Annotated in this window: 23 protein-coding genes; 8 read left to right on the forward strand and 15 right to left on the reverse strand. The window is 64.8% G+C overall.

Going from position 1 to position 22090, the window contains the following annotated elements:
* Positions 1-23: 23 nt before the first annotated feature.
* The 7 genes from ACXJMY_RS04430 to ACXJMY_RS04460 all read right to left on the reverse strand — a co-directional run bounded on the left by ACXJMY_RS04430 (position 24) and on the right by ACXJMY_RS04460 (position 6590).
* Entirely contained in the window at positions 24-938 is a 915-nt protein-coding gene (locus tag ACXJMY_RS04430; RefSeq protein WP_456618115.1) for a DMT family transporter, read from the reverse strand.
* A gap of 78 nt (positions 939-1016) precedes the next feature.
* Entirely contained in the window at positions 1017-1832 is an 816-nt protein-coding gene (locus ACXJMY_RS04435) for an NUDIX hydrolase (RefSeq protein WP_456618116.1), read from the reverse strand.
* A 4-nt stretch (positions 1833-1836) separates the two neighbouring features.
* Complete coding sequence (locus ACXJMY_RS04440; RefSeq protein ID WP_456618117.1) at positions 1837-2790, reverse strand: dihydrodipicolinate synthase family protein; 954 nt, start codon at positions 2788-2790, stop codon at positions 1837-1839.
* 104 nt (positions 2791-2894) lie between these two features.
* Entirely contained in the window at positions 2895-3773 is an 879-nt protein-coding gene (locus tag ACXJMY_RS04445; protein WP_456618118.1) for an SDR family oxidoreductase, read from the reverse strand.
* Between the two features lie 180 nt (positions 3774-3953).
* On the reverse strand, positions 3954-4814 hold the full coding sequence (locus ACXJMY_RS04450) for a MaoC/PaaZ C-terminal domain-containing protein (protein WP_456618119.1): 861 nt from the start codon (positions 4812-4814) through the stop codon (positions 3954-3956).
* Positions 4815-5043: 229 nt separating this feature from the next.
* Complete coding sequence (locus tag ACXJMY_RS04455) at positions 5044-5433, reverse strand: Zn-ribbon domain-containing OB-fold protein (RefSeq protein WP_456618120.1); 390 nt, start codon at positions 5431-5433, stop codon at positions 5044-5046.
* A complete protein-coding gene (locus ACXJMY_RS04460; protein WP_253571758.1) occupies positions 5433-6590 on the reverse strand; it encodes a thiolase domain-containing protein in 1158 nt (385 codons plus the stop codon). The genes ACXJMY_RS04455 and ACXJMY_RS04460 overlap by 1 nt, the downstream gene beginning before the upstream one ends.
* A 950-nt stretch (positions 6591-7540) precedes the next feature.
* Between ACXJMY_RS04460 and ACXJMY_RS04465 the strand changes: the two genes are divergently transcribed.
* Positions 7541-7840, forward strand: a complete 300-nt coding sequence (locus ACXJMY_RS04465; RefSeq protein WP_456618345.1) for a DUF805 domain-containing protein — start codon at positions 7541-7543, stop codon at positions 7838-7840.
* A gap of 123 nt (positions 7841-7963) precedes the next feature.
* On the forward strand, positions 7964-8395 hold the full coding sequence (locus ACXJMY_RS04470; RefSeq protein WP_456618121.1) for a hypothetical protein: 432 nt from the start codon (positions 7964-7966) through the stop codon (positions 8393-8395).
* 56 nt (positions 8396-8451) lie between these two features.
* Here ACXJMY_RS04470 and ACXJMY_RS04475 read toward each other — a convergent pair whose 3' ends face one another.
* Both ACXJMY_RS04475 and ACXJMY_RS04480 read right to left on the reverse strand, forming a co-directional pair.
* Positions 8452-9489, reverse strand: coding sequence for a hypothetical protein (locus tag ACXJMY_RS04475; RefSeq protein WP_456618122.1), 1038 nt, complete (start codon positions 9487-9489; stop codon positions 8452-8454).
* Between the two features lie 184 nt (positions 9490-9673).
* Positions 9674-13165, reverse strand: a complete 3492-nt coding sequence (locus ACXJMY_RS04480) for an indolepyruvate ferredoxin oxidoreductase family protein (protein WP_456618123.1) — start codon at positions 13163-13165, stop codon at positions 9674-9676.
* A 281-nt stretch (positions 13166-13446) separates the two neighbouring features.
* Here ACXJMY_RS04480 and ACXJMY_RS04485 point away from each other — a divergent pair, with 281 nt between their 5' ends.
* Positions 13447-14670, forward strand: a complete 1224-nt coding sequence (locus ACXJMY_RS04485) for a c-type cytochrome (protein ID WP_456618124.1) — start codon at positions 13447-13449, stop codon at positions 14668-14670.
* 34 nt (positions 14671-14704) lie between these two features.
* On the opposite strand, the gene ACXJMY_RS04490 is transcribed toward ACXJMY_RS04485, so the two are convergent.
* Positions 14705-15346: a trimeric intracellular cation channel family protein gene (locus ACXJMY_RS04490; RefSeq protein WP_456618125.1), complete on the reverse strand. Its 642-nt coding sequence runs from the start codon at positions 15344-15346 to the stop codon at positions 14705-14707.
* A 166-nt stretch (positions 15347-15512) separates the two neighbouring features.
* Between ACXJMY_RS04490 and ACXJMY_RS04495 the strand changes: the two genes are divergently transcribed.
* Positions 15513-15914 carry a hypothetical protein gene (locus tag ACXJMY_RS04495; RefSeq protein WP_456618126.1) on the forward strand — a complete coding sequence of 134 codons (402 nt, stop codon included), beginning with the start codon at positions 15513-15515 and terminating at the stop codon, positions 15912-15914.
* 186 nt (positions 15915-16100) lie between these two features.
* Here ACXJMY_RS04495 and ACXJMY_RS04500 read toward each other — a convergent pair whose 3' ends face one another.
* Genes ACXJMY_RS04500 through ACXJMY_RS04510 form a run of 3 tightly spaced genes read right to left on the reverse strand, consistent with a single transcriptional unit; the run spans position 16101 to position 17649 of the window.
* On the reverse strand, positions 16101-16910 hold the full coding sequence (locus tag ACXJMY_RS04500; protein ID WP_456618127.1) for an isocitrate lyase/PEP mutase family protein: 810 nt from the start codon (positions 16908-16910) through the stop codon (positions 16101-16103).
* A gap of 51 nt (positions 16911-16961) precedes the next feature.
* On the reverse strand, positions 16962-17312 hold the full coding sequence (locus ACXJMY_RS04505) for an antibiotic biosynthesis monooxygenase family protein (protein ID WP_456618128.1): 351 nt from the start codon (positions 17310-17312) through the stop codon (positions 16962-16964).
* A 28-nt stretch (positions 17313-17340) separates the two neighbouring features.
* Positions 17341-17649, reverse strand: a complete 309-nt coding sequence (locus ACXJMY_RS04510; protein ID WP_027555111.1) for an NIPSNAP family protein — start codon at positions 17647-17649, stop codon at positions 17341-17343.
* A gap of 146 nt (positions 17650-17795) precedes the next feature.
* Here ACXJMY_RS04510 and ACXJMY_RS04515 point away from each other — a divergent pair, with 146 nt between their 5' ends.
* From ACXJMY_RS04515 to ACXJMY_RS04525, 3 genes are all read left to right on the forward strand, one after another.
* The gene (locus ACXJMY_RS04515) at positions 17796-18494 is read left to right on the forward strand and encodes a metalloregulator ArsR/SmtB family transcription factor (RefSeq protein WP_456618129.1); all 699 of its coding nucleotides are present in this window, start codon (positions 17796-17798) and stop codon (positions 18492-18494) included.
* A gap of 218 nt (positions 18495-18712) precedes the next feature.
* On the forward strand, positions 18713-19723 hold the full coding sequence (locus ACXJMY_RS04520) for an alpha/beta fold hydrolase (RefSeq protein WP_456618130.1): 1011 nt from the start codon (positions 18713-18715) through the stop codon (positions 19721-19723).
* Between the two features lie 208 nt (positions 19724-19931).
* Positions 19932-20183, forward strand: coding sequence for a GCG_CRPN prefix-to-repeats domain-containing protein (locus ACXJMY_RS04525; protein ID WP_456618131.1), 252 nt, complete (start codon positions 19932-19934; stop codon positions 20181-20183).
* 192 nt (positions 20184-20375) lie between these two features.
* Here the strand turns inward: ACXJMY_RS04525 and ACXJMY_RS04530 are convergent, their stop codons facing one another.
* Both ACXJMY_RS04530 and ACXJMY_RS04535 read right to left on the reverse strand, forming a co-directional pair.
* Complete coding sequence (locus tag ACXJMY_RS04530) at positions 20376-20651, reverse strand: twin-arginine translocation signal domain-containing protein (RefSeq protein WP_456618132.1); 276 nt, start codon at positions 20649-20651, stop codon at positions 20376-20378.
* Positions 20652-20860: 209 nt separating this feature from the next.
* Complete coding sequence (locus ACXJMY_RS04535) at positions 20861-21175, reverse strand: hypothetical protein (RefSeq protein ID WP_456618133.1); 315 nt, start codon at positions 21173-21175, stop codon at positions 20861-20863.
* Positions 21176-21305: 130 nt separating this feature from the next.
* Here ACXJMY_RS04535 and ACXJMY_RS04540 point away from each other — a divergent pair, with 130 nt between their 5' ends.
* Positions 21306-21956, forward strand: a complete 651-nt coding sequence (locus tag ACXJMY_RS04540; protein WP_456618134.1) for a glutathione S-transferase family protein — start codon at positions 21306-21308, stop codon at positions 21954-21956.
* The last annotated feature ends 134 nt before the right edge of the window (positions 21957-22090 follow it).

The following is a 22090-nucleotide window of genomic DNA, read 5'->3' on the forward strand; positions in this document are numbered from 1 at the left end:
CTCGGCCCGCCGCTTGTTCCGGATTATGACGTTTTGACGCGGGCCGGCCTGCGGGGTCGGATCGTCATGGCGGCGACGCCGATGACGACGCAGGCGAGCCCGAGCCAGGCCGTCCGGCTCAAGGTTTCGCCGAGGAAGGCGACGCTGATGGCGACCCCGATGGGCACGCGGAGATAGGCCTGCGCGGTGGTGCCGACCGAGCCGAGGGTCTGGATCAGGCGGAAATAGATCGCGAATGCCGCAGCGGTCGAGAACACGGCCAGCGCGAGCAGCGCCAGGATCGAGCTCAGCGAGGGTGACAGCGTCCAGGGCTGTTCGAACAGGAGCGAAGCCGGGATCAGGACCGCCGCCCCCGCAAGCAGCGACCCGGCGGCCGGCGCCATCGGATCGAGCCCCTTGAAGCCACGCCCGAAGATCGCGGCACAGGCATAGCAGATGGTGGCGGCGACGATCGCAGCCTCCGCCACAAGCCCGCCGCCAACGTCATGGAACGCGTCGACGCCGACGATCAGCAAGATGCCGGCCATGCCGGCGACCACGCCGAGGAGCTTGCGCGGCGTGGTCGCCTCATGGCGGGTGACCATGGCCGTGAGCAGGAAGGTGAAGATCGGTCCGGCCGAGTTGAGGATGGTGGCGAGCGCGGCATCGACATGGCGTTCGCCCCAGGCTATCAGCGTCCAGGGGATCACGCTGTTGAGCACGGCCTGGAAGGCGAAGCGCTGCCAGGTCGCGGCGTCCGTCGGCATTTTGACGCCGCGCGCCCGCATGACGACGAGCAGCAGCAGGCCGGCAATGGTGGTGCGCGCCGCGATCAGCGTGATCGGCGGGATGGTGGCGACGCCGAGCTTGATGAAGGTGTAGGAGCCGCCCCACAGCGTTGCGAGCGCAACCAGCAGCGCCAGTTCAAAGGCGATATTGGTGTCCTGCCGGTTGTCCATGGCGCGTCCCGTCCATTCGCGATGGACGGAACCTAGCGCGTCCGTAGCAGCCAATACTTCGCTGCGTGTCGAAGTGTATTAGCCGACTGCGCCGACCTCGAACACCTCGCCGTCATAGCCGGCCTCGCGGGGGATGCGGAGCTGCCGGCCGGTTTCGGTCTTGGTCATGACCGGCATCACCGTGACGATCGACATGCCGCGGGCATGGTCGAGCGCGGCGCCTACGCTGGCCTGCTTTGCCAGCCGGATCAGGTTGCGCGTGGTCGGGAACGGCAGCTTGAAGCGGCCGCTTTCACCGCCCTCCACCGCCGCGCGCGGCGAGACCCAGATCGAGTCCGTCGACTCCCGCCCGTCATGGGCGCCGAGTTGGTCGGGCGGCGCAGCCGCGAGGAAGAACCAGGTGTCGAACCGCTTCGGCATGCCCTCCGGCGTGATCCAGTGCGCATAAGGCACCAGCGTGTCCAGCGCGAGCTGGAGGCCGTTGTCGGCGAGAATGCTGAGGAAGCTGATTTTGTGCTCGTTGAGCGCGACGCGATGCGCATCCGCGATCTCGCCGGCGCGCCTGGCGTCGATCGGCGTGCCCGAGTCCCTGGAGCGCGCCAGCAGGATGCCGCTTTCCTCAAAAGTCTCGCGGATCGCGGCGATACGGAAACCGCGCTCCGCTTCGCTGAGGCCCTCGCCGCCCGAATAGAGGTCAGCGCGGGCGACAATCTCGTTGTCGCCGGCATCGACGCTGCCGCCGGGAAACACCAGCGCACCCGAGTTGAACTCGATCTGATGATGGCGGACCATCATGAAGACTTCCACCTCGTCGCGGCTCTTGCCGTCGACAGCCGTTCCGTCACGGAGCAGGAGGATCGTCGACGCGGGGCGTGATGCGGCGGTCTCGGCCATGCAACTAACCTGCGGCGCTGGATTGCGGCTGGAGATTGGCGCGCTTGTCGACCTTCGCCACGCGCGACAAGAGATACTCGACCTCGGCCTTTGCCGCCGGCGTGATGGTCGCGCCCGGCTTGCGCTGCGCGCTGGAAGCGATGATGCCGCGCTTCTGGAGCACGTGTTTGCGCACGGCCAGGCCCGCGCCCGGCTGCTGCTCGTAACGGATCAGTGGCAGATGCGCGTCGAACAGGTCATGCGCGGCATCGCGCTTGCCGGCCTTGGAGAGGTTCACGACGTCGATCAACAACTCGGGGAACGCATAGCCGGTCATGGCGCCGTCGGCGCCGCGCTCCATCTCGAAATCGAGGAACGTGCCGCCATTGCCGCAGAGGATCGAGAGCGGACGGAGCGAGCCGTCCTTCTGGAAGCCGCGCAGCGTCGAGATCTTTTCGAGCCCCGGCCAGTCCTCGTGCTTGAGCATCACGCAGTTCGGATTGTCCATGACGATCTTGCGGATCACGGCCGGGGTGAACACCACCTGCAAGGTCAGCGGATAGTCCTGGAGCACCCAGGGCACGTCCGGCCCGATCGCTTCCGCCGCCTGCTTGAAGTAGCCGACGATCTGGTCGTCGGTGCGGAGCGACGGCGGCGGCGCGATCATCACGCCGGCCGCGCCCGCGTCCATCGAGGCCTTCGCCAGCGAGCGCATGGTGGCAAATCCCGGTGCGGAGACGCCGACGATCACCTGCATCTTCTTGGCGCGCTTGACGAAGCGCACCGCCACCTGCTCGGCCTCGGCGGCATCGAGCTTCGGCGCCTCACCGAGGATGCCCAGCACCGTGACGCCGTCGCAGCCGACCTCCTCGTAGAAATCGGTCAGGCGGTCGATCGAGCGCTCGTCGATCCGGCCATCATCGTGGAACGGCGTCGGCGCGATTGCGAAGGTGCCCTTGGCGTCGGCGGTCAGTTTCATCAGTCTCTCTCTTTCTCCGTCATTCCGGGGCGCGCGCAGCGCGAACCCGGAATCTCGAGGTTCCGGGTTCGGCTCTTCGAGCCGCCCCGGAACGACAACAACGGCTAAAACCGCCGCGCACCCATCTTGATCTGCTCCTCGGAGAAGAAGATCTCCTTGGCATGATCGGCGATGTCCTGGGCCTTCCAGCCCGTGTGCGGCGGTTTCCAGCCTTCCATTTCCATCATCCGCATTTCGCGCACGCCGCGGGGCCCGGACACGCCCAACACCTTGCCGGTCTGGTCGCCCGACAAGTCGCTGACCATGTATAGCACGGCCGGCGCGATGCCGTCCGGCCCCAGCGCCGCCGAGGGGTTCTCCTTATAGCGGGGCAGGTCTGCGGTCATGCGGGTCAAGGCGCCCGGGGCCAGCGTCCAGATCCGGATGTTGTATTTGCGGCCCTCGATCGCCAGCACGTTGGACAGGCCCCAGATGCCGCCCTTGGCCGCGCCGTAATTGGTCTGGCCGAAATTGCCGATCAGGCCGGACGTCGAGGAGGTGTTGACGATGACGCCGCCGCCGTTTTCCCGCATCCAGCGAAACACCGGCATGGTGCAACAAAAGGTACCCTTGAGGTGGACCTTGATCACCTTGTCCCAGTCGGCCTCCGAGGCCTTGGAAAAGGTCTGGTCGCGCAAGATGCCGGCATTGTTGACGAGGATGTCGGCGCGGCCAAAGTGCTTGATGGCGTCGTCGAACACCGACTGGCCGCCCTCCATGGTGGAGATGTCGGCGCCGTTGGCCACGGCCTTGCCGCCTTCCGCCTTGATCGCGTCCACCACAAGCTGCGCCATCGACTTGTCGGCGCCGGAGCCGTCGCGGGGGCCGCCGAGGTCGTTGACGACGACGGATGCCCCTTCCCGCGCGAACAGTCTTGCGTAGGCCTCACCAAGCCCGCCGCCCGCGCCGGTGATCAGCGCAACCTTGCCGTCGAGTAATCCCATGGTGGCTTCTCCCTGTTTGTTTTTGTTCTCTCGTGTCCCTTGTTCTCTCGTGTCCCGGACGCGATGCAGCGTGAAACGCTGCGTCGCAGAGCCGGGACCCAGTTCCTTGCTACGTCCTCTGGGCCCCGGCTCAGCAGCGCATCACTGCGTGCTGCGCTGCGTCCGCGGCACGAGACCGACCTAACCCAGCACCGTCTTGCCGCTCTTGATCACGGTGACGCCGCGCGACTTCACCTTGGCTTCGAAGGAGATCACATTGCCGTCCTTCCAGAGGTCCATGGTGACGGTCTCGCCGGGATAGACCGGCGAGGAGAACCGCGCGACGTGCTGGCGGAAGGCGCTCGCGTCGTAGTCGGCGTAGGTCTGGAGCACGCCGCGGCAGGTGATGCCGTAGGTGCACATGCCGTGCAGAATCGGGCGCGGGAAGCCGGCCTTCTTCGCAAACTCGGGATCGCTATGCAGCGGATTGCGGTCACCGCAGAGCCGATAGACCAGCGCCTGGTCGGGGCGCGTGGTGATGTCGATGGTCTTGTCGGGCGCGCGCGACGGGATCTTGTGCAGATCGGGCTTGGTCAGGTTCGGCCCGCCAAAGCCGCCGTCGCCGCGGGCAAAGCGCGAGGCGACCAGCGTCGCAAGCTTCTCGCCCTTCTCGTTCTTGAGCACGGTCTGGTGGCTGATCACCACGCCCTTGTCCTTGCCCTTGTCGTAGACCTCGATCACGGAGGAATCGGCGGTGATGTTCGCGGCCACCGGCAGCGGCTGGTGGAAGGTGATGTCGCGCTCGCCGTCGACGATCATGACGCGGTTGAGGTTCATCTCGCCCGGCCCGGAGCCCCACGCCGCCACGGAGGCAAACGTCGGCACCACCTTGAGCGGCCGCGGCGTCAGCGTGCCTTCGTTGACGAAGGCGAGCTCCTTCTCGTCCATCGGATCGGCGCCGAGCCCGATGCCATAGGCGTAGAGCATCACCTCGCGATCGCCGTAGGCGTATTTCTGCCCGAGGTTTTTCAGGCCTTTGAGTTCTTCGTATCTGGCGGACATTTTGTTTGTTTCCTCCCGGCATTCTTATGCGCCGCTGCCAGTCGAAGTGCCCTCTCCCTTGGTGGGAGAGGGCTGCAAGGACAGTGCGGCAAACTCATTTGGGTGAGGGGTTGGCTCCGCACACAGAGTCTTTCCGTGGAGACAGACCCCTCATCCGGCGCTTCGCGCCACCTTCTCCCACATCCGCCTTCGCCAAGGCTTCGGCGGACAGGAGGGAGAAGGGAAGAAGTCAGACCGGCGTGAAGAACGGCAGCGGTGCGCCGTCGGTCGGCTTGAACACCACTTTCACCTTCTGGCCGATCTTCAGCGTCGTCAGATCGCAATCAACGAAATTGGTCTGGAGCGACGGGCCCTCCTTCAGCGTGACGTAGCCGATCGCGTAAGGACCGGTCGGCGACTTCCGCATCAGGCTCCAGGTATAGATCGTGGCCTCGCCCGAAGACTCCTCCCACACCGTCTTGTCCGAGTAGCAGAACGGGCAGATCGCGCGGGGGAAGTAGTGCGCCTCGCCGCAGGCGGTGCAGCGCTTGATCATGAACTTGCCCTGCTTGGCAGCTTCCCAGAACGCCGCGGTCTCCGGGTTGGTCACCGGGGCTGGATATTTCTTTGCATCTACCATCACACGCGCTCCAGAATGGCGGTCGAGGCGGCGTGGCGAACTCCCAGAAGGCCGCCGGTGCCGTGGGCGATGGCGAGATCGCAGTTCTTGACCTGCACCTTCGGATGCGCCTCGCCGCGCAACTGCCGCACGGCCTCGATGATCTTGGTCATGCCGCCGCGGTTGACGGGATGGTTGCTGCAGAGGCCGCCGCCGTCGGTGTTGAACGGCAGCTTGCCGACGCCCGAGATCAGATTGCCGTCGGCGACGAACTTGCCGCCCTCGCCCTTCTTGCAGAAGCCGAGGTCCTCGAGCTGCATCAAGACGGTGATGGTGAAGCTGTCATAGATCGAGGCGTATTTGATGTCCTTCGGCGTGATGCCGGCTTCCTCGAATGCGCGCGGGCCGGACCAGATTCCGGCGGAATAGGTCAGATCGAGATCCTTGCCGCCGCGCGGGCCCTTCATCGCCTCGCCGTGACCGATCAGCTTGACCAGCGGCTTCTTCAGGCTCTTCGCGATCTCCGGCGTCGTCACGATCAGCGCGCCGCCGCCGTCGGAAACGACGCAGCAATCCATGCGATGCAAGGGATCGGAGATCATCGGCGAGTTCAAGACGTCCTCGACGGTGACGACGTCCTTGAGCATCGCATGCGGATTGTATTGCGCGTGGTGCGAGGCGGCGACCTTGATCCAGGCGAGCTGCTCGGAGGTGGTGCCATAGTCGTGCATGTGGCGCATGGCACACATGCCGTAGGCATTGTGCGTGGTTGCACCGTAAGCGGACTCGAAATCGGCTTCCGCGCCGGCCGCGCGCGGCGGCATCACGCCGGTGCGCGGCTTGCCGGCGAGCGTGATCAGCGCGATCGAGCACTTGCCGGCCGCGATCGCTTCAGCGGCATGGCCGAGATGGATGATGTAGGAACAGCCGCCGGTTTCGGTGGAATCGACATGGCGGAGCTTTTTGGTATTCAGACCGAGATAATCCACCATCGGCCAGGCGCCGCCCGGGGCATCGCCGGCGCAGAAATAGCCGTCGACATCGTCCTTGCTGAGCCCGGCATCCTCGATCGCGCCCTTGGCGACCTCGGCGTGGAGCTGCGCGGTGGATTTGTCCGGCGCATGCCGGGTCGGGTGCTCGTAGATCCCGGCAATGTAGGCCTTGCCCTTGATGGTCAAAACAGAGGTCTCCGCTCGCGTTTCTTGTTGCTCCGTTTTTCTGAACCGCGGTGGCCGGATTGGCAAGCGCGGAAATATTCCGTCGGGCGAGAGGGCAGCGGCTTGGCGCAACTCCCGCATCATCCGGACTGCGGGAGGTGGATTGGAAGCCGCCCTGCCTCCATCGCCGTCATTGCGAGGAGCCCTTGCGACGAAGCAATCCAGAATGCCTCCGCGGAGAGACGCTGGATTGCTTCGCTGCGCTCGCAATGACGGAGTTCGTGGGCACTGACGTCGCTGTTTCAACTCACATCTCGACTGCAGACACACCCCCGCGTCCTCGCGGCAGTTTTGCCCGAGCTTTGCTTCCGTCTTGCTGCCCTGTCGGAACAGAGGGCGCAGGGAAGACCGGGTGCCGGCTGGGCACCCACGGTCCGCTGTGCGCAAATGCGCTGGAAACAAATGCACAGCGGCATACAGGTGAAGCCAAACATCCGGCCTTCCCTGCGCAGTGGCTTGACGGCTTATGTCGCGCTCTCCCCGGGGAGCGATGCACTATTGCCCCCGTCGCCTTGCGGATGGCTGAGGTTGCGAACCCGGTCGGGCCGCCACATCACCGCAAGACTTGACGCACAGACCCCGGGCGTCAGGACCACACGATTTTGCCGTACTCAGGCTGCACCGGTCGTGTGCGCGCTGGCCTTCGCTCACGGTGTGACCCGCCCTGCAACCGCCTTCGCGCCGACGCCGCCCGCGTCCACCGCCACTCACCCCGCGTTTCGTGACGATCGCGATACGCCCCTCTGAGAGGGATGAGATGACGGTATGAATACGACAATTCAGAATTTCGGTAAAGCGGAATATACTTGCGCGCGGGGATTGACCCACGGCGTGGGTGTGTTGCCCGACGGGCAACGCAAGGGATGGTGTCGTGGCCAGGGTCATCGGCCGCTCCCGATCTCTTGGCCTTTATGGATCATTGCCACCTTGGTGATGTTTCTCGTCACGCCCTTGCTGGGGTGGCTGCCATCGCGGTCGGGCGGAAACGCCTGCATGATCGTAACAAGAGCGGCTGGTGGTTGTTGCTGTTCTACCTCGGCCCAGCGGTCTGCCACTACGTGGGACAAATGTCGGATCTGGACGTTATCCTTGACGCCGCATCATTCGGCCTGACTGCGTGGGCAATCGTTGAACTTGGCGTCCTGCCCGGCACCGTTGGCTCGAACAAGTACGGACCCGACCCGCGGGATCCCCACGTTCAAATGGGGTGACCAGAGTTTGGGCTCCGTGGAGCTGCAGAGAAACTGCGCAAAACGTTCAGGTGCGGTATGAACGCCCTGCTCTATGCTGACCGCAGTCGCCTTGGCCGACGCTACCGGTGAGGAATCCGCTGAGTGCCGATCAGACGGTCAATTCTCTTCGCTTGCTTTGTCTTGTCGGGCCTTCTGCTCGATGGCCAGTGGACCTGGTATTCATATCATTTTAATGCCGCCTGCGCCGACTCCGGAAACAGCGTGCCCGCATCCTGGTTTCTGTTCAGTGGCTTGATGCTGATCCCGGCAGCAATATCACTGATCTTGCTCTCCAATCGCGTCTACTTCTTCACTTGCCTCATCGTTTGGCTATTCTTCGTGGCGTTCCAGCTCACTTTGATTGGCGAAGAAGCTTCGACTGAAAAGATGATTGGCATCGATTGCTACAGGGACGTGGGCGCGGCAGCGACCGTGTCAGCGGCTTTCACCATATTTTTCGCCATGGTCATTGTCGCGACGACTCTGGCATTCGGCGCGGCTTTTCTTTTCCGAACGTTGCGAGGCGCGAGTTAGTCGAGACATCGTACGGTAGGCCCGGCCTTTGGCTACCCTACGGTCCTCTCCCGCAATCAAGCCGCGCTCGGGCGCGCGCGATAGCGGAACGTTGTCACCCCGGCGAGGATCAGGCCGATAGCGAGAAAAACCGCGCCGCCCTTCACGCCAAAACTGTTCTGATATTGGGCTTCGGCTGCGTCGTCGACGATCAGAGGCCGCGCATCCGGCCGGCCAGCGAGATACCGGATCCTGGCCTGCCTGACCGTCTGGACCCCGTTCCGCGTGATCTGGCGCCAGAACGCCGGGCTGATATGGGTCGGCCCGTAGGTCTGCTGTTGTCCGGCCTTGTCCGTCCACGCCAGGGTGACGAGATAGCTCGGAGCCTCTCCGGCCTTGTTCACTTCACCATAGGCACGCGTGATATCCGCAGTGGCCTCGTCGCCGTGGTCGAGGATCTCCTTCAACGTGCTTTGCTCGGCATAGGAGTTCACCAGCATGTAGCCGCCGAACAGAAGCATCACGGCGGTCAGCATCGCGAGGATGAAAGGAACCGGACGCCGCGATCCGGTGGCGATTGCGGCGCGCCCCGGCCCGCTTCGACGCGCCGACCATGCCTGCCATCCGATCACGAGCACCAGAATCACGGCGCAAACACCTGCTCCCGCCAGCATGAACCTGGACGTGAACCGGATATGGCTCAGATGGTCGCCGAGATCCTCGACAATCACCGGAAGAGATGAATCGTCGTCAATGACTTGAATGGGGATCGTCAGGAGCCTGAGCTGATTGCCAACCGTGATCCGCGCCGCATAGGCGGCGCTGACCGCGATACCCTTGCGCTCGCGTTGAACGCCGTCCCGTCCGGTCCATTGCAGTCCGATCGACAGGTTTTCGTCGACATAGCGGGGCCAGGCTCCGTCGAACACGAACGGAAACCGCGACGAGACGGCCTCGGCCGACGTGATCTTTCCCGTGGTGCCATAGCCATCGCGCATGATGCGTTCGATGGCATGCTGATTCCAGTACAGCCCCAACGTCGCCAACACGCCGACGGCCAAGAACACAATCAAGACACCGCGCAATGACATCGATAGCCGCCCCGCATAGCGCACGACCGTATCCCCCGGCGCGCTTCACTATCGCAAGTTGCTGATATCGCGCGACCACAACCCTTGTCAAACGCAGGTCTGTAGGGTGGGCAAAGCGAAGCGTGCCCACCACTTCTTGCGCAATTCCGGCGAGGTGGTGGGCACGGCGCTTTGCGCCTTTGCCCACCCTACGAGATCGGGACCTTCCCTACTCCGCCGCGATCTGCCTTGGCGCGGGCGGCGGGCTCGCGAGGTCCGCGGCGAGCTGGGCGTAGCGGGCCTTGGCGTCGGCGACGGCCTTCTCCTTGACCGGGCCGTAGCCGCGGATGCGGTCGGGCAGCGAGAGCAGCTCCACCGCGGTGTCGATCGTGAGCGGCGACAACAGGCCGAGCACGGTGGCGACGTCCTTTTCGTAGCCCGCGATCAGGTCGCGCTCGAGCTTGCGGTCGGCGCTGCGGCCGAAGATGTCGAGCGGGGTGCCGCGCAGGAACTTGAATTTTGCGAGCACCCTGAATGCCTTCAGCATCCACGGGCCGAAGGCGCGCTTCTTCGGGCGGCCGAGCGCGTCGACGCCGTGGCTCAGGATCGGCGGCGCGAGGTTGAAGGTGAACTTGAAGTCGCCCTCGAACTGGTCGCGGAGCTGCTGCTCGAAGGCGCCGTCGGTGAAGAGTCGGGCAACCTCGTACTCGTCCTTGTAGGCGAGCAGCTTGGCGTAGTTGATCGCGACCGCGCGCGTCAGCGCCTCGTCATAGCCGCCCTGCCTGGCGGCGTCGCCGACCTGATCAACCAGCTTGCGGTAGCGTTTCGCGAGCCGGCCGTTCTGATAGGCGGTGAGATGCTTGGCGCGATGCGCGATGATCTCGTCCAGCGTCATCGCGTCCAGGGTCTTGGGCGCCACGACCTCGTCCGTTCCCTTCAGCATGTCGGCAAGGCGCGCAGGGTCCGCGACCGCGAGGCGGCCGAGTCGAAAGGCTTCCTTGTTCATCTTGATCGAGACGCCGTTGACCTCGATCGCCTGCTCGATCGATTCCGCCGACAGCGGGAAGAGGCCCTTCTGGTAGGCGTAGCCCATCATCATCATGTTGGTGGCGATGCTGTCGCCGAGCAGCTGCTCGGCCGGCTTGGTGAAATCGAAGAACACCGAGTCCTTGTGCAGCGCCGTTTCAAGCAACCCGTTCAGCTTGCGGGTCTGGAAGTTGAAGTCGCGGTTGAGGACGAAGTCGGCGGTGGGAATGACGTGGCTGTTGATGATGCCGCGGGTGCGGCTGGTGTCGCAGAGCGAGATCGTGTCCTTGGCGACCGCGACCACTTCATCGGCCGCGAGCACCAGATCAGCCGTGCCGGTGACGATGCGCGAGCAGGTCACTTCGGCCGGATGATCCGACAGCCGGACGTGGCTGARCACCGCCCCACCCTTCTGCGCGAGGCCCGACATGTCGAGGATCATCGAGGCCTTGCCCTCGATGTGGGCGGCCATGCCGAGCAGCGCGCCGATGGTGAGCACGCCGGTGCCGCCAACGCCGCCGACGGCAATGTTATAGGGCTTGTCGAGCGTCGGACGCGACGCTGGCTCGGGCAGCGCGCCGATGTCGGCGAGCTCGCCAGGTGCGCGATGACGCGGCGCGCCGCCGTCGATGGTGACGAACGACGGACAGAAGCCCTTCACGCAGGAATAGTCCTTGTTGCAGGACGACTGGTTGATGGCGCGCTTGCGGCCGAACTCGGTCTCCAGCGGCTCGACCGAGATGCAGTTCGACTGCACCGAGCAGTCGCCGCAGCCCTCGCAGACGGCCGGGTTGATCATGACGCGGCGCGCCGGATCCTCCATCAGGCCGCGCTTGCGGCGGCGGCGCTTTTCGGCGGCACAGGTCTGCACGAACACGATCGCCGAGGTGCCCTTGTACTCGCGGCACATCCTCATGACGCGGTCGAGCTCGTCGCGGTGATACTTCTTCACGCCGGGCGCGATGGTGTCGGCGGGATAGGTGTCGGGCGCTTCCGAGACCAGATAGATCTCGCGGATGCCCTCGGCGTGGAGCTGGAAGGTGATCTGCTGCGGCGAGAGATCGCCGTCATGGCGCTGGCCGCCGGTCATGGCCACCGCGTCGTTGTAGAGGATCTTGTAGGTGATGTTGGTCTTGGAGGCGACTGCCTGACGGATGGCGAGCAGGCCGGAGTGGAAATAGGTGCCGTCGCCGAGATTGGCGAAGATGTGGTTCTCGTTGGTGAAGGGGGCGATGCCGACCCACGGCACGCCCTCGCCACCCATATGGGTAAAGGTCTCGGTCGAACGGTCCATCCACAGCGCCATGAAGTGACAGCCGATGCCGGCCATGGCGCGGCTGCCTTCGGGGACTTTCGTCGATGTGTTGTGCGGGCAGCCGGAGCAGAAATAGGGGGTGCGGGAGACGGGCGCGACCGCCTGCATCTGGGTCGCCTGGCGGCCGTTGAACCAGTCGGCCTTGACGCGGAGCATCTCCGCGATCTCGGGGTTGAGATTAAGTCGAAGCAGCCGCTCGGTGATCGAGGTCGCAAGCGAGGCGACGCTGAGTTCGGCGGCGAAGGTCAGGAAGCGCTTGTCGTGCTCGTCCATCTTGCCGACGATGCGGGGGCGGACGTCGTCGCGCCAGTTGAACAGCTCCTGCTTGACCTGGTTCTCGACGATCTCGCGCCGTTCCTCGATGATGAAGATCTCTTCGAGGCCGACCGCGAACTGCCGCACGCCTTCCGGCTCCAACGGCCAGGGCATGCCGATCTTGTAGAGGCGGAGACCGATCTTGGCGGCGACCTCCTCGGTGATGCCGAGCTCGCGCAGCGCCTGCCGGACGTCCTCATAGCTCTTGCCGGATGCCATGATGCCGAAGCGGGCGTTCGGGGAATCCATGGTGACGCGGTTGACCTTGTTGGCGCGCGCGAAGGCGATCGCGGCAAAGCCCTTGTAGTCCTGGAGACGCCGGTCCTGCTCGAAGCGGTCGTCGGGCCAGCGCAGGTTGAGGCCGCCGGGCGGAAGCTCGAAATCAGGCGGGATGATGAAGGGCTTCATCTCGTCGGTGAGGTCGATCTCGGCGGTGGTCTCCACCGTCTCCGTGATCACCTTCATGCCGACCCAGCAGCCCGAGTAGCGCGACATCGCGATGCCGAGCAGGCCCATCTCGATCATCTCGTGGATGCTCGAGGGATAGAGATAAGGCATCAGCGCCGACATGAAGGCATGGTCGGACTGATGCGGGACGGTCGAGGACTTTGCGCCGTGGTCGTCGCCGGCGAGGCACAAGACGCCGCCGTTCTTGGCGGAGCCGGCGGCATTGCCGTGGCGGAACACATCGCCGCAGCGATCGACGCCGGGCCCCTTGCCGTACCAGATGCCGACCACGCCGTCGTATTTCGCGCCGGGCGAAAGGTTGAGCTGCTGGGAGCCCCAGACCGCGGTCGCGGCCAGGTCCTCGTTCACGCCGGGCTGGAACTTGATGTTGTATTGCTCGAGATGTTTTCGCGCGGCGAACAGCTGCTGGTCGTAGCCGCCGAGCGGCGAGCCGCGGTAGCCGGAAATGAAGCCTGCGGTGTTGAGGCCGTTGGCGCGGTCACGCCGGATCTGGGCCATGGGCAAACGAACCAGCGCCTGGATGCCCGTGGTGAAGACGTGTCCGGTGTCCTGGGTGTATTTCTGATCGAGACTGATCGGACCCTGGTTGATGCCCATTATGTCCTCTTTACCGCCCTGTTCGGGTCTTGCCGACTTAAGCCGTTGCCTGCCCGTTGTTTTTAGCTAGGGCGCGCCGACCACCTCTGCCACTCTATGTCGGATATTTCACGCTCCGCATCACAAATCTGGGCCGGAGACGGCGCCGGGTAAAAATCGCAATTTAGTGCCCGGAAGGTGCCGGGCATTTTCAATTTGTGTCACCATACCCCCGGCGTCGCGAAACGAATTGACGCCCCTTTCACGCAGGCGACGTTGATTGGTCGCAGGAGAGGCTTTCGATGCGGACGATTCTGGCTGGCCTGGCTCTGGTGGGGGTGGCGTTGTGCAGTGCGGTTGGGAGCGCGGCCCTCGCCGCTGAGCCGTCGCCGGAACTGATCGCCTACGGCAAGGCGCTGGTCGAGGCCGGCGACTGCGCGGGCTGTCACACCGCTGACGCCGCAAAGCCGTTTGCGGGCGGAAAGCGGATCGACACGCCCTTCGGCGCAATCTACGCGCCGAACCTGACGCCGGACCGCGCGACCGGGATCGGCGTCTGGACCGATGCCGATTTCACCCGCGCCCTCCGCTACGGCGTCGCGCCCAACGGATCGAACTACTACCCGGCCTTCCCCTATCCCTACTTCACCAAAATGACCAAGGACGACACGCTGGCGATCCGGGCCTATCTCGGCACGCTTCCGCCCGTCGTGAGCCGCAACAAGCCGCCGGAGCTGCGCTGGCCGTTCGGCTATCGCGGCCTGATGCGGGCCTGGAACTATTTCTTTTTCAAGCCCGGCCTGTTCGAACCGGACCAGGGCAAGAGCGCGGCGTGGAACAGAGGCGGCTATCTCGTCACTGGGCTCGGTCATTGCGGCGCCTGCCATACACCGAAGAACTATTTTGGCGCAGACAGGGAGGCGCAGGCCTTGTCCGGCAGCGAGGTCGGCGGCTGGTTCGCGCCGCGGCTCGACGGCGCCGCGCGCAGCGGCCTGAAATCGTGGAGCGCCGAGGACATCACCGAATATCTGCAAAGCGGGCGCAACGCCAAAAGCCATGCCGACGGGCCGATGGCCGAGGTGGTCGTCAACTCGACCTCGAAGATGAGCGACGCCGATGTGCGTGCGATCGCGGTGTACCTGAAGAGCCTGCCGCCGGCGCGGCGCGAGCCTGCGGGGACGCCGCCGGACGAGGCCGAGATGAAAGCCGGTCAGGCCGTCTATGCGCGGCTCTGCATCGCCTGCCATGAAGCCGACGGCTCAGGCGCGCCGCGGATCTATCCGCCTTTGCCCGCCAACGCGCTGCTGCAATCGATCAATCCATCCTCGACCTTGCGCATCATCCTCGACGGCGCGCACACCGTGACGACACCGCGCGCGCCCAACACCGGCGAGATGCCGCCCTATGCCAGGCAATTGACCGACGAGCAGATCGCCGCGGTGACGAACTACATCCGCAACTCCTGGGGCAACGCCGCGGCGCTGGTGACGCCGGCGCAGGTGGCGAAGGCGCGGAAGGGAAATTGATTCCCTCTCCCCGCACGCGGGGAGAGGCGAACAACTACCGCTCATCGCCCGTGAAGACGAATTTCGGCATCTCCCATTTGTAGCGCACCGCGAGCGGGCGGAAGCTGACGCCGAGGATGAAGGTGAGGATGGTCCATAGCTCGGCGTTGAGGTTGAGGCCGAACGCGGTCGCGTAGAACAGTCCCGTCACCACCGAAACGCTGGCGTAAAGCTCCGAGCGGAACAAGAGCGGCACGTCGTTGCAGAGCACGTCGCGCAGCACGCCGCCGGCGCACCCGGTCACCATGCCGGAGACGATGACGATCGGCAGCGTGGCACCCGCCTGCCAGGCGATGTCGCAGCCGGCCATGGTGAAGACGACCAGACCGATGGCATCGAGCACGATGAAGGCCACCTTCAGCCTGTGCACGAGCCGCGCGATCAGGATGGTCAGGAAGGCCGCGCCGCCGGCCAGCGCGAGGTAGATGGGATGAGCGACCCAGGCCAGCGGATAGTGCCCGAGGAAGAGATCGCGCAACGTGCCGCCGCCGAGCGCGGTGATACAGCCGAGGAAGCAGACGCCGAGCCAGTCCATGCTCCGGCGGCCGGCCGCGAGCGCGGCGGTCATGCCTTGCGCTGCGACCGCGACCAGCGACAACAGATGCAGCACGCTATCGCTCGGCGGCAAGCTCCACATCGCCTTGTTCCCTTCCCCTTCGATGGAACCGACGCGCACGGTTCCAAAATGAACAGGTTCCCGATTCCTCGCGCGAGGGCAACATGCGACGAAAGCATCAAGGAGGGCGGAACAGAATCTCGCATCTATGGATTGTCTGGGCGCAATAATCGAGGAGACCCAATCGATGGCTGATGACCGTTTTCCCAACGATCCGTATCGCCCCAACTTCGCCGACGATGAGTATCTCCGTGCGGCGCGCCGGGATGCCGACCTCCAGGCGGACCCGGAGCTGGGCGAAGGCCCCGCCTCCAGCGGCAAGGTCGCGCTGTTTGCCGTGGCTATCGCCCTGGTGCTGGGCGCCGTGTTCTATGGCTTGAACAATTCGACCACCGGTAACCAGGCCAGCAATGAGCCGGCGACGAAGACCGCCCAGCAGGCTCCGCCGACCAATCCAGCGGCGCCTCCCGGCATGCGCGACGTGACGCCGCGCAACAACGCTGCGCCTGGTGTGACCACGGGTGCAGCGCCGAGCAAGCCGGCCGCACCGGATCCGGCCGCTCCGTCTGATGGTGGCAAGTCGCAGTAACGTCGCGAATGTCATCGCGTAACACACAGCTGTCATCGCCCGGCTTGACCGGGCGATCCAGTACTCCGAGACGGTCGTGATTGACCGAGAAGCCACGGCGTACTGGATGCCCCGCTTTCGCGGGGCATGACACCGAGAGGATGAGAGAGCGGCGGGACCTAACATCCCGCCGCTTCTCGTTTGCCTCTAGCTGAACATCTTGTTGAGCTCGCCGCCGGAATAGCCGCCGCCGAGCTCGGCAAACGTCCCCTGCTCCGCCATCTCCTTGGCCGCGCGCATGAAGCCGCCCCAGGCGGCACGCGCGAGCGAGCCGCCGATGCTGATCCGGCGCACGCCGAGATCGGCAGCTTCCTGCAAGGACAGCCCGGAGCCGCCGATCAGGAGATTGAACGGCTTTGGATGCACGGCCTTCACCACCGCTGCGATATCCTCGCGGCTCTTCAGGCCCGGCGCGTAGAGGCAATCGGCGCCGGCGTCGGCGTACGCGGTGAGCCGGTCGATGACGAGCTTGAGGTCGGTCACGCCCCACAGATACGCCTCGCAACGGCCGACCAGCAGCGTGCCGCTGTCGCCGATCGCCTTGCGTGAAGCCTTGATGCGCTCGACCGCAAGCGCGCGCTCGTAGATCGGCCTGTCCTTGTCGCCGGTGGAATCCTCGATCGAGAGACCGGCGACGCCGGTGCGTACCCCGCGCTCGACATTTTCCGCGACCTTGTCCGGCTCGACCGCGAAGCCGCCTTCGAAATCGGCGTTGACGGGGATGTCGACCGCCGAGCTCAATGCTGCCAGATGCTGACAGACGTCGTCGACGGTGACGTGATTATCGGCCTTGCCGATGGTCCAGGCAAAGCCCGCGCTCGACGACGCGAGCGCCTTGAAACCGAGATGCTGCAACGCCTTGGCGCTGCCGACGTCGACCGGATTGGGCAGGATGAAGCAGCCGCTCTCGTGCATCTTCTTGAACGTCGCGCGCTTGTCAGCGGTTGTCACATGCATGTTTCTCTCCCTTGTTGGCCGCGCAGACATAAGCGCGCGCAAATGCAAGCGCTAGTGCGCGTCGTGCACTGCGCGGCTGTCCTTGGGCGCCTGCTCGCGATCGTTCATGCCGTAGTCACGGATGACGCTGGCGATGCGCAGGCGGTAGTCGGCAAATATCTGTGCCCTGCCCTTGGCCTGGGTGCGCCGGTGCTCCATCGTGTTGCGCCAGGCCTCGACCGCCGCCTCGTCGCGCCAGAACGACACCGACAGGATCTTGCCCTTCTCGGTCAGGCTCTCGAAGCGCTCGACCGAGATGAAGCCGTCGATGGTTTGGAGGATCGGCTTCAGATCGGCCGCGAGGTCGAAATAATTCTGGCGATGTTCCGGCTTCGGCCAGACTTCGAAGATCACGGCGATCATGGGCGTCTCCTGCTAACGGTGTCGTGGCCTACAATACCACCTTGCGCAGGAATGTGCGCTCTTCCGCGAGGATGAACTTGTTCTCCTCGGCGAAATGGAAATTCGCCATGCCTTCGGCGTCCTGCCGCAGCCGCGCGCGATAGGCCTCATAGGCGGCGAGGCTCTCGAAGGTGATCAGCGCAAAGGCGATGTTGTTGGTGCCCTCATGCGGCATGAAATAACCGATCAGGTCGCCGCCGCATTTCGGGATGATGGTGAGCCAGCGTTTCGAATAGTCCTCGAACTGCGCGCGCTTGAACGGATCGAGCTGGTAGCGGATGAAGACGGTGACGGACATGGGAGCCTCCTGATTGATCGTTGCTGCGAGCAAAGCGACGCCGTCGCCGCTGAAGCACTGGATTGCTTCGCTGCGCTCGCAATGACTTGTTTGCAGCAGGAGCCTACGCCCTTGCCCGACTACAATGCTTCGGCTACCATCGAAGCATGAAATCAGGACCCGACATCGCCATGATCGCTTCGCTGGTCGGCGACCCCGCCCGCGCCAACATGCTCACGGCGCTGATGAATGGGCGCGCGCTGACCGCGAGCGAGCTGGCGCAGGAGGCCGGCATCACGCCGCAGACCGCGAGCTCGCATCTTGGGAAGCTCGAGGCCGGAGGGCTGGTCGAACCGGAGAAGCAGGGCCGGCACCGCTACTACCGCCTCACCGACGATGACGTCGCCGGCGTGCTCGAAGGCCTTGCGGGCCTCGCCGCGCGAACCGGCCACATGCGCGTGCGCACGGGGCCGAAGGATCCGGAGCTGCGGCGGGCGCGCATCTGCTATGACCACCTCGCCGGCGATCTCGGCGTGCAGATGCTCGACACCATGCGCAACCGGCGGCTCGTCAAGCACAAGAAGCAGGAGATCGAACTGACGCCGGACGGCGAGCGCTTCCTGGCGGAGCATTTGCAGATCTCGCCCGAAATGCTCGCCCACCCGCGCCGTCCCGTCTGCAAGGCCTGCCTCGACTGGAGCGAGCGGCGCCACCATCTCGCCGGCACGCTCGGTGCCGCCATGATGAAGCGCTTCACCGAGTTGAAATGGGCCGCGCGCGACGCCACGCCCGGCAGCCGCGTGGTGAATTTCACCCGCACCGGCGAGAAGCAGTTTGCCGCGCTGTTCGGAAATGGGAAGGACTGATCACGCGAGGTGCGTGAAATCGCACGTTTGCGTGTGAATTCGCGTGCTCGTCATGGCCGGGCTTGACCCGGCCATCCATGCGTATATGGCCAGCGTCATTCCGGGGCGGTCCACAGGACCGAACCGTGGTGCGCAATTGCGCACCTGGGAATCTCGAGGTTCCGGGTTCGATGCTTCGCATCGCCCCGGAACGACTGTGCCAGACAACAGAGACCTCAATGAACCGCATCCTCTCGACCGCCCTCGCCGCCGCCCTCCTCGCCACCCCGCTCACTGCATCCCGCGCCGCCGACACCATCCAGCGCGAGCCCTACGGCATCGCGCTCGAAGGTTTTGCCTATCCCTATCCCGTGCACCTGCTGCCGGTCGTCAACGACGGCGAGCAGCTCAGCATGGCCTATATGGACGTCGCCCCTCAGCAGCCGAATGGCCGCACCGTCGTGCTGCTGCACGGGCGCAATTTTCCGTCGAGCTATTGGGCCCCTGTCATCAGGATGCTGAGCGATGCGGGTTTTCGCGTTGTCGTGCCGGACCAGATCGGCTTCGGCAAATCCTCCAAGCCAGCAGGCGAGCTGCATTTCGACACGCTGGCGCGCAACACCATGGCGCTGCTCGACCATCTCAAGATCGACAAGGCCGAGATCGTCGCGCATTCGCTCGGCGGCATGCTGGGCGTGCGCATCGCCCGCGCCTATCCGGACCGGGTCGCACACCTTGTTCTAACGGCCCCAATTGGCCTCGAGGATTACCGCCTCTACGTGCCGCCGACGCCGACCGAGAAGATCATCGAGACCGAGGACAAGCTCACCCCGGACGGCTACCGCAAGCAGCTCCAGACCAATTACGCGATCAAGCTGCCGCCGGATCAGATCACACCGTTCATCGACGCCCGCTTCAACATCAAGAACAGCCCCGACTATCCGCGCTGGCTGCGCGCCTTTGTCAGCTCCGGCCAGATGATCTACCGCGAGCCGGTCGCGCACGAGGTCGCGCTGATCACCGAGCCGACGCTGTTCATCATGGGCGCCGACGACCACAACGCGCCGGGCCGTCCGAACGCGCCGGAGGCGCTCCGCGCAAAAATGGGGCAGAACGCCGAGCTCGCGAAAGCACTGGCCGCGAAGATGCCCAATGCGCGGGCCGAGGTGGTTCCGGACACCGGGCATCTCGTCTTCCTGGAGGCACCGGAGAAGTACAAGGAGTTGGTGCTGGGCTTTCTCGGCCGCTAGCGACGCCTGATTGTCGCCTCAGGCAGCATGCGGTGTTCATGCCGCATTCAGGTCATGATTGGCAGATTTGGATCGCGACGTGTCGGCACGTTCTCCCCAAATTTAACGTGTCGAATCGTGTCTTTTGATTCATTGTGCGCCGCAAGCGCCAGTCCCCCAAGAACCTGCCCCCAAGAATCTGCCCCCCAAGGACAAGAAGGAAGATCAGATGAAATACCTGTTCGCCGCCGTGATGCTCGCCAGCGCGGTCGTTGGTTTCAGCGAGGCGGCCAGCGCCGCCGGTGGCTGCGGCCCCGGCTGGTATCGCGGCGCCTATGGCGGCTGCCGCCCGATGCGCGGTGCGGTCGTTGTGCGCCCTGGCCCGGTCGTGGTCGCGCCGGCGCCGGTCGTTGTCGTGCCGCGCGCGCGCGTGTGCCCCTATGGCTTCCGCTGGTACGCCGGCCGCTGCCGTCCGTTCTGATCTTTTCTTTTCGCATTACGAATTGGCCGCGCGGCATTGGCTGGCGCGGCCATTTCTTTTTGGGCGCATTTCTTTTTGAGGTACCTGCCAACGCTTCATCCGCAGAGTCCTGTAGCAGCCCCCGAATCAAAACGGGGACCGCAACTGCGATCCCCGTCCAAGACCTCGAGCGGCGCTCGATCGGCGAGCCGCTTACCAGTGACGGCGATGCCAGCGCCGGCGGTGCCAGCCCCAGTGACGGTGGCCCCAGCCGCGGTGGTGGCCATGCCAATGCACCTGCTCGGGCTTCAACTCCGCGGCTTCCTCGCTGCTGGTGACGGCGGGATGCACATCTGCATCCGGCTGCGGCATCCCAGCCGGACCGCCGAGCGGCTGCGGCGAGAGCGGCGCGGCTTGTGCGGCGGCCGTGAAAGCGGCTGCGCCCGCCGTCACACCGAATGCGAGTTTCAGAAAATTGCGGCGTTCCATGACATCTTCCTCTCGGGCATGCGTTGCATGATGCGGAGGCAGTGTCGGGCCCGCGAGATGAACTGCGGCTGAATCGCGCGTTCAGGTTCATGTCAAAGCTGACAGGAACGGCCGTAGCCCGGATGGAGCGCAGCGCAATCCGGGGCCGGCGAGGCATCACGCAAAAACCCCGGATTACGCTGCGCTCCATCCGGGCTACGCACCGAACGCTACTTCGCAAACTCCTGTGCCAGCACCAGCGTCTCGCGCGTGCGTTTCACATCGGGCCAGTCGCGGTTGAAATCGGCCACGAGCCGCTTCAGCGCATCGCCCTTCAGCATCGCAGCCAGCTTGGCCTCGTCATCGAACTGATACATCGCCTGGTGCAGCGAGGGATCGTCGAGGCTCCAGAACCGCCAGGCCTTGGCTACGCCGAATGCCTTCACTGCGTCCGGCACATGCTCGGTCTTGTACCATGTGTCGAAGGCGGCGCGCTTGCTGGCGTCGGTGACGGTGGCGCGGACCACGAAGAAGGCGGCGGGCATTGGGTGTCCTCCTGTTGTTTGGGGCGAGACTAACCGCTCAAGTCGCCGGCGACAAAAAGAGTTGGCACCGGTGTCGGAACGCGCGCACGTCACACGTCCTTTGCTCAGGACCTCGACATGGAGACGCCAAATGGCCGACCTCACGCTGACCACCTTCGACTGGGTTCCCGAGATGCCGCGGGGCTTCGTGCGCGACCTTCGCGTGCGCTGGGCGCTCGAAGAAGCCGCACTGCCCTATCGCGTCGCGAGCACGCCTTTCGGCGACCGCAGCGCCACCCATTTCGCGCACCAGCCGTTCGGCCAGGTGCCGTGGCTGACCGACGGCGACATCTCGATCTTCGAGAGCGGCGCGATCCTGCTGCATCTGGGCGAGCTCAGCGACAAGCTGATGCCTACCGATCCGCGCGGTCGCAACACGGCGACGGAATGGGTGTTCGCGGCGCTCAATTCGGTGGAGATGCCGGCCTTGCCCTGGACGATGTTCAAGTTCACCGGCAAGGACGACGGCTCACCTGCCGTGAAGTTCGTCGACGACTTCCTCAAGCTTCGCCTCAAGCACCTCGAGCCCGTGCTTGCCGATCGCGATTGGCTGGCGGGTTCCTTCTCCGTCGCCGACATCCTGATGTCGGACGTGCTGCGCGTCGTCGATCGCTTCGACGGGCTGACGGCACATCCGGCCTGCCGTGACTATGTCGCCCGCGCCACGGCCCGCCCGGCCTTCGCCAAGGCCCACGCCGGCCAGATGGCGCATTTCGCGGCGGCAGACCGGGCACGCACGTAGGGCGGATTAGCGAAGCGTAATCCGCCACTTCTCCATCCGAGGAGGCAGAGTTTGGTGGATCACGCCAGCGGACTGCGCTTCGCGCAGCCGCGAGCTAATCCACCCGACGCACCGAGCGTGACGAGCCTCACATA

This window comes from Bradyrhizobium sp. P5_C12, from assembly GCF_054049735.1.

Coding starts and splice junctions, on each gene's coding strand:
- ACXJMY_RS04490 (WP_456618125.1), bottom strand. CDS start 15,346: ATGTGGAGCTTGCCGCCGAGCGATAGCGTGCTGCATCTGTTGTCGCTG.
- ACXJMY_RS04525 (WP_456618131.1), top strand. CDS start 19,932: ATGAAATACCTGTTCGCCGCCGTGATGCTCGCCAGCGCGGTCGTTGGT.
- ACXJMY_RS04485 (WP_456618124.1), top strand. CDS start 13,447: ATGCGGACGATTCTGGCTGGCCTGGCTCTGGTGGGGGTGGCGTTGTGC.
- ACXJMY_RS04530 (WP_456618132.1), bottom strand. CDS start 20,651: ATGGAACGCCGCAATTTTCTGAAACTCGCATTCGGTGTGACGGCGGGC.
- ACXJMY_RS04495 (WP_456618126.1), top strand. CDS start 15,513: ATGGCTGATGACCGTTTTCCCAACGATCCGTATCGCCCCAACTTCGCC.
- ACXJMY_RS04505 (WP_456618128.1), bottom strand. CDS start 17,312: ATGATCGCCGTGATCTTCGAAGTCTGGCCGAAGCCGGAACATCGCCAG.
- ACXJMY_RS04520 (WP_456618130.1), top strand. CDS start 18,713: ATGAACCGCATCCTCTCGACCGCCCTCGCCGCCGCCCTCCTCGCCACC.
- ACXJMY_RS04445 (WP_456618118.1), bottom strand. CDS start 3,773: ATGGGATTACTCGACGGCAAGGTTGCGCTGATCACCGGCGCGGGCGGC.
- ACXJMY_RS04510 (WP_027555111.1), bottom strand. CDS start 17,649: ATGTCCGTCACCGTCTTCATCCGCTACCAGCTCGATCCGTTCAAGCGC.
- ACXJMY_RS04515 (WP_456618129.1), top strand. CDS start 17,796: ATGAAATCAGGACCCGACATCGCCATGATCGCTTCGCTGGTCGGCGAC.
- ACXJMY_RS04430 (WP_456618115.1), bottom strand. CDS start 938: ATGGACAACCGGCAGGACACCAATATCGCCTTTGAACTGGCGCTGCTG.
- ACXJMY_RS04450 (WP_456618119.1), bottom strand. CDS start 4,814: ATGTCCGCCAGATACGAAGAACTCAAAGGCCTGAAAAACCTCGGGCAG.
- ACXJMY_RS04435 (WP_456618116.1), bottom strand. CDS start 1,832: ATGGCCGAGACCGCCGCATCACGCCCCGCGTCGACGATCCTCCTGCTC.
- ACXJMY_RS04455 (WP_456618120.1), bottom strand. CDS start 5,433: ATGGTAGATGCAAAGAAATATCCAGCCCCGGTGACCAACCCGGAGACC.
- ACXJMY_RS04535 (WP_456618133.1), bottom strand. CDS start 21,175: ATGCCCGCCGCCTTCTTCGTGGTCCGCGCCACCGTCACCGACGCCAGC.
- ACXJMY_RS04540 (WP_456618134.1), top strand. CDS start 21,306: ATGGCCGACCTCACGCTGACCACCTTCGACTGGGTTCCCGAGATGCCG.
- ACXJMY_RS04440 (WP_456618117.1), bottom strand. CDS start 2,790: ATGAAACTGACCGCCGACGCCAAGGGCACCTTCGCAATCGCGCCGACG.
- ACXJMY_RS04500 (WP_456618127.1), bottom strand. CDS start 16,910: ATGCATGTGACAACCGCTGACAAGCGCGCGACGTTCAAGAAGATGCAC.
- ACXJMY_RS04465 (WP_456618345.1), top strand. CDS start 7,541: ATGGATCATTGCCACCTTGGTGATGTTTCTCGTCACGCCCTTGCTGGG.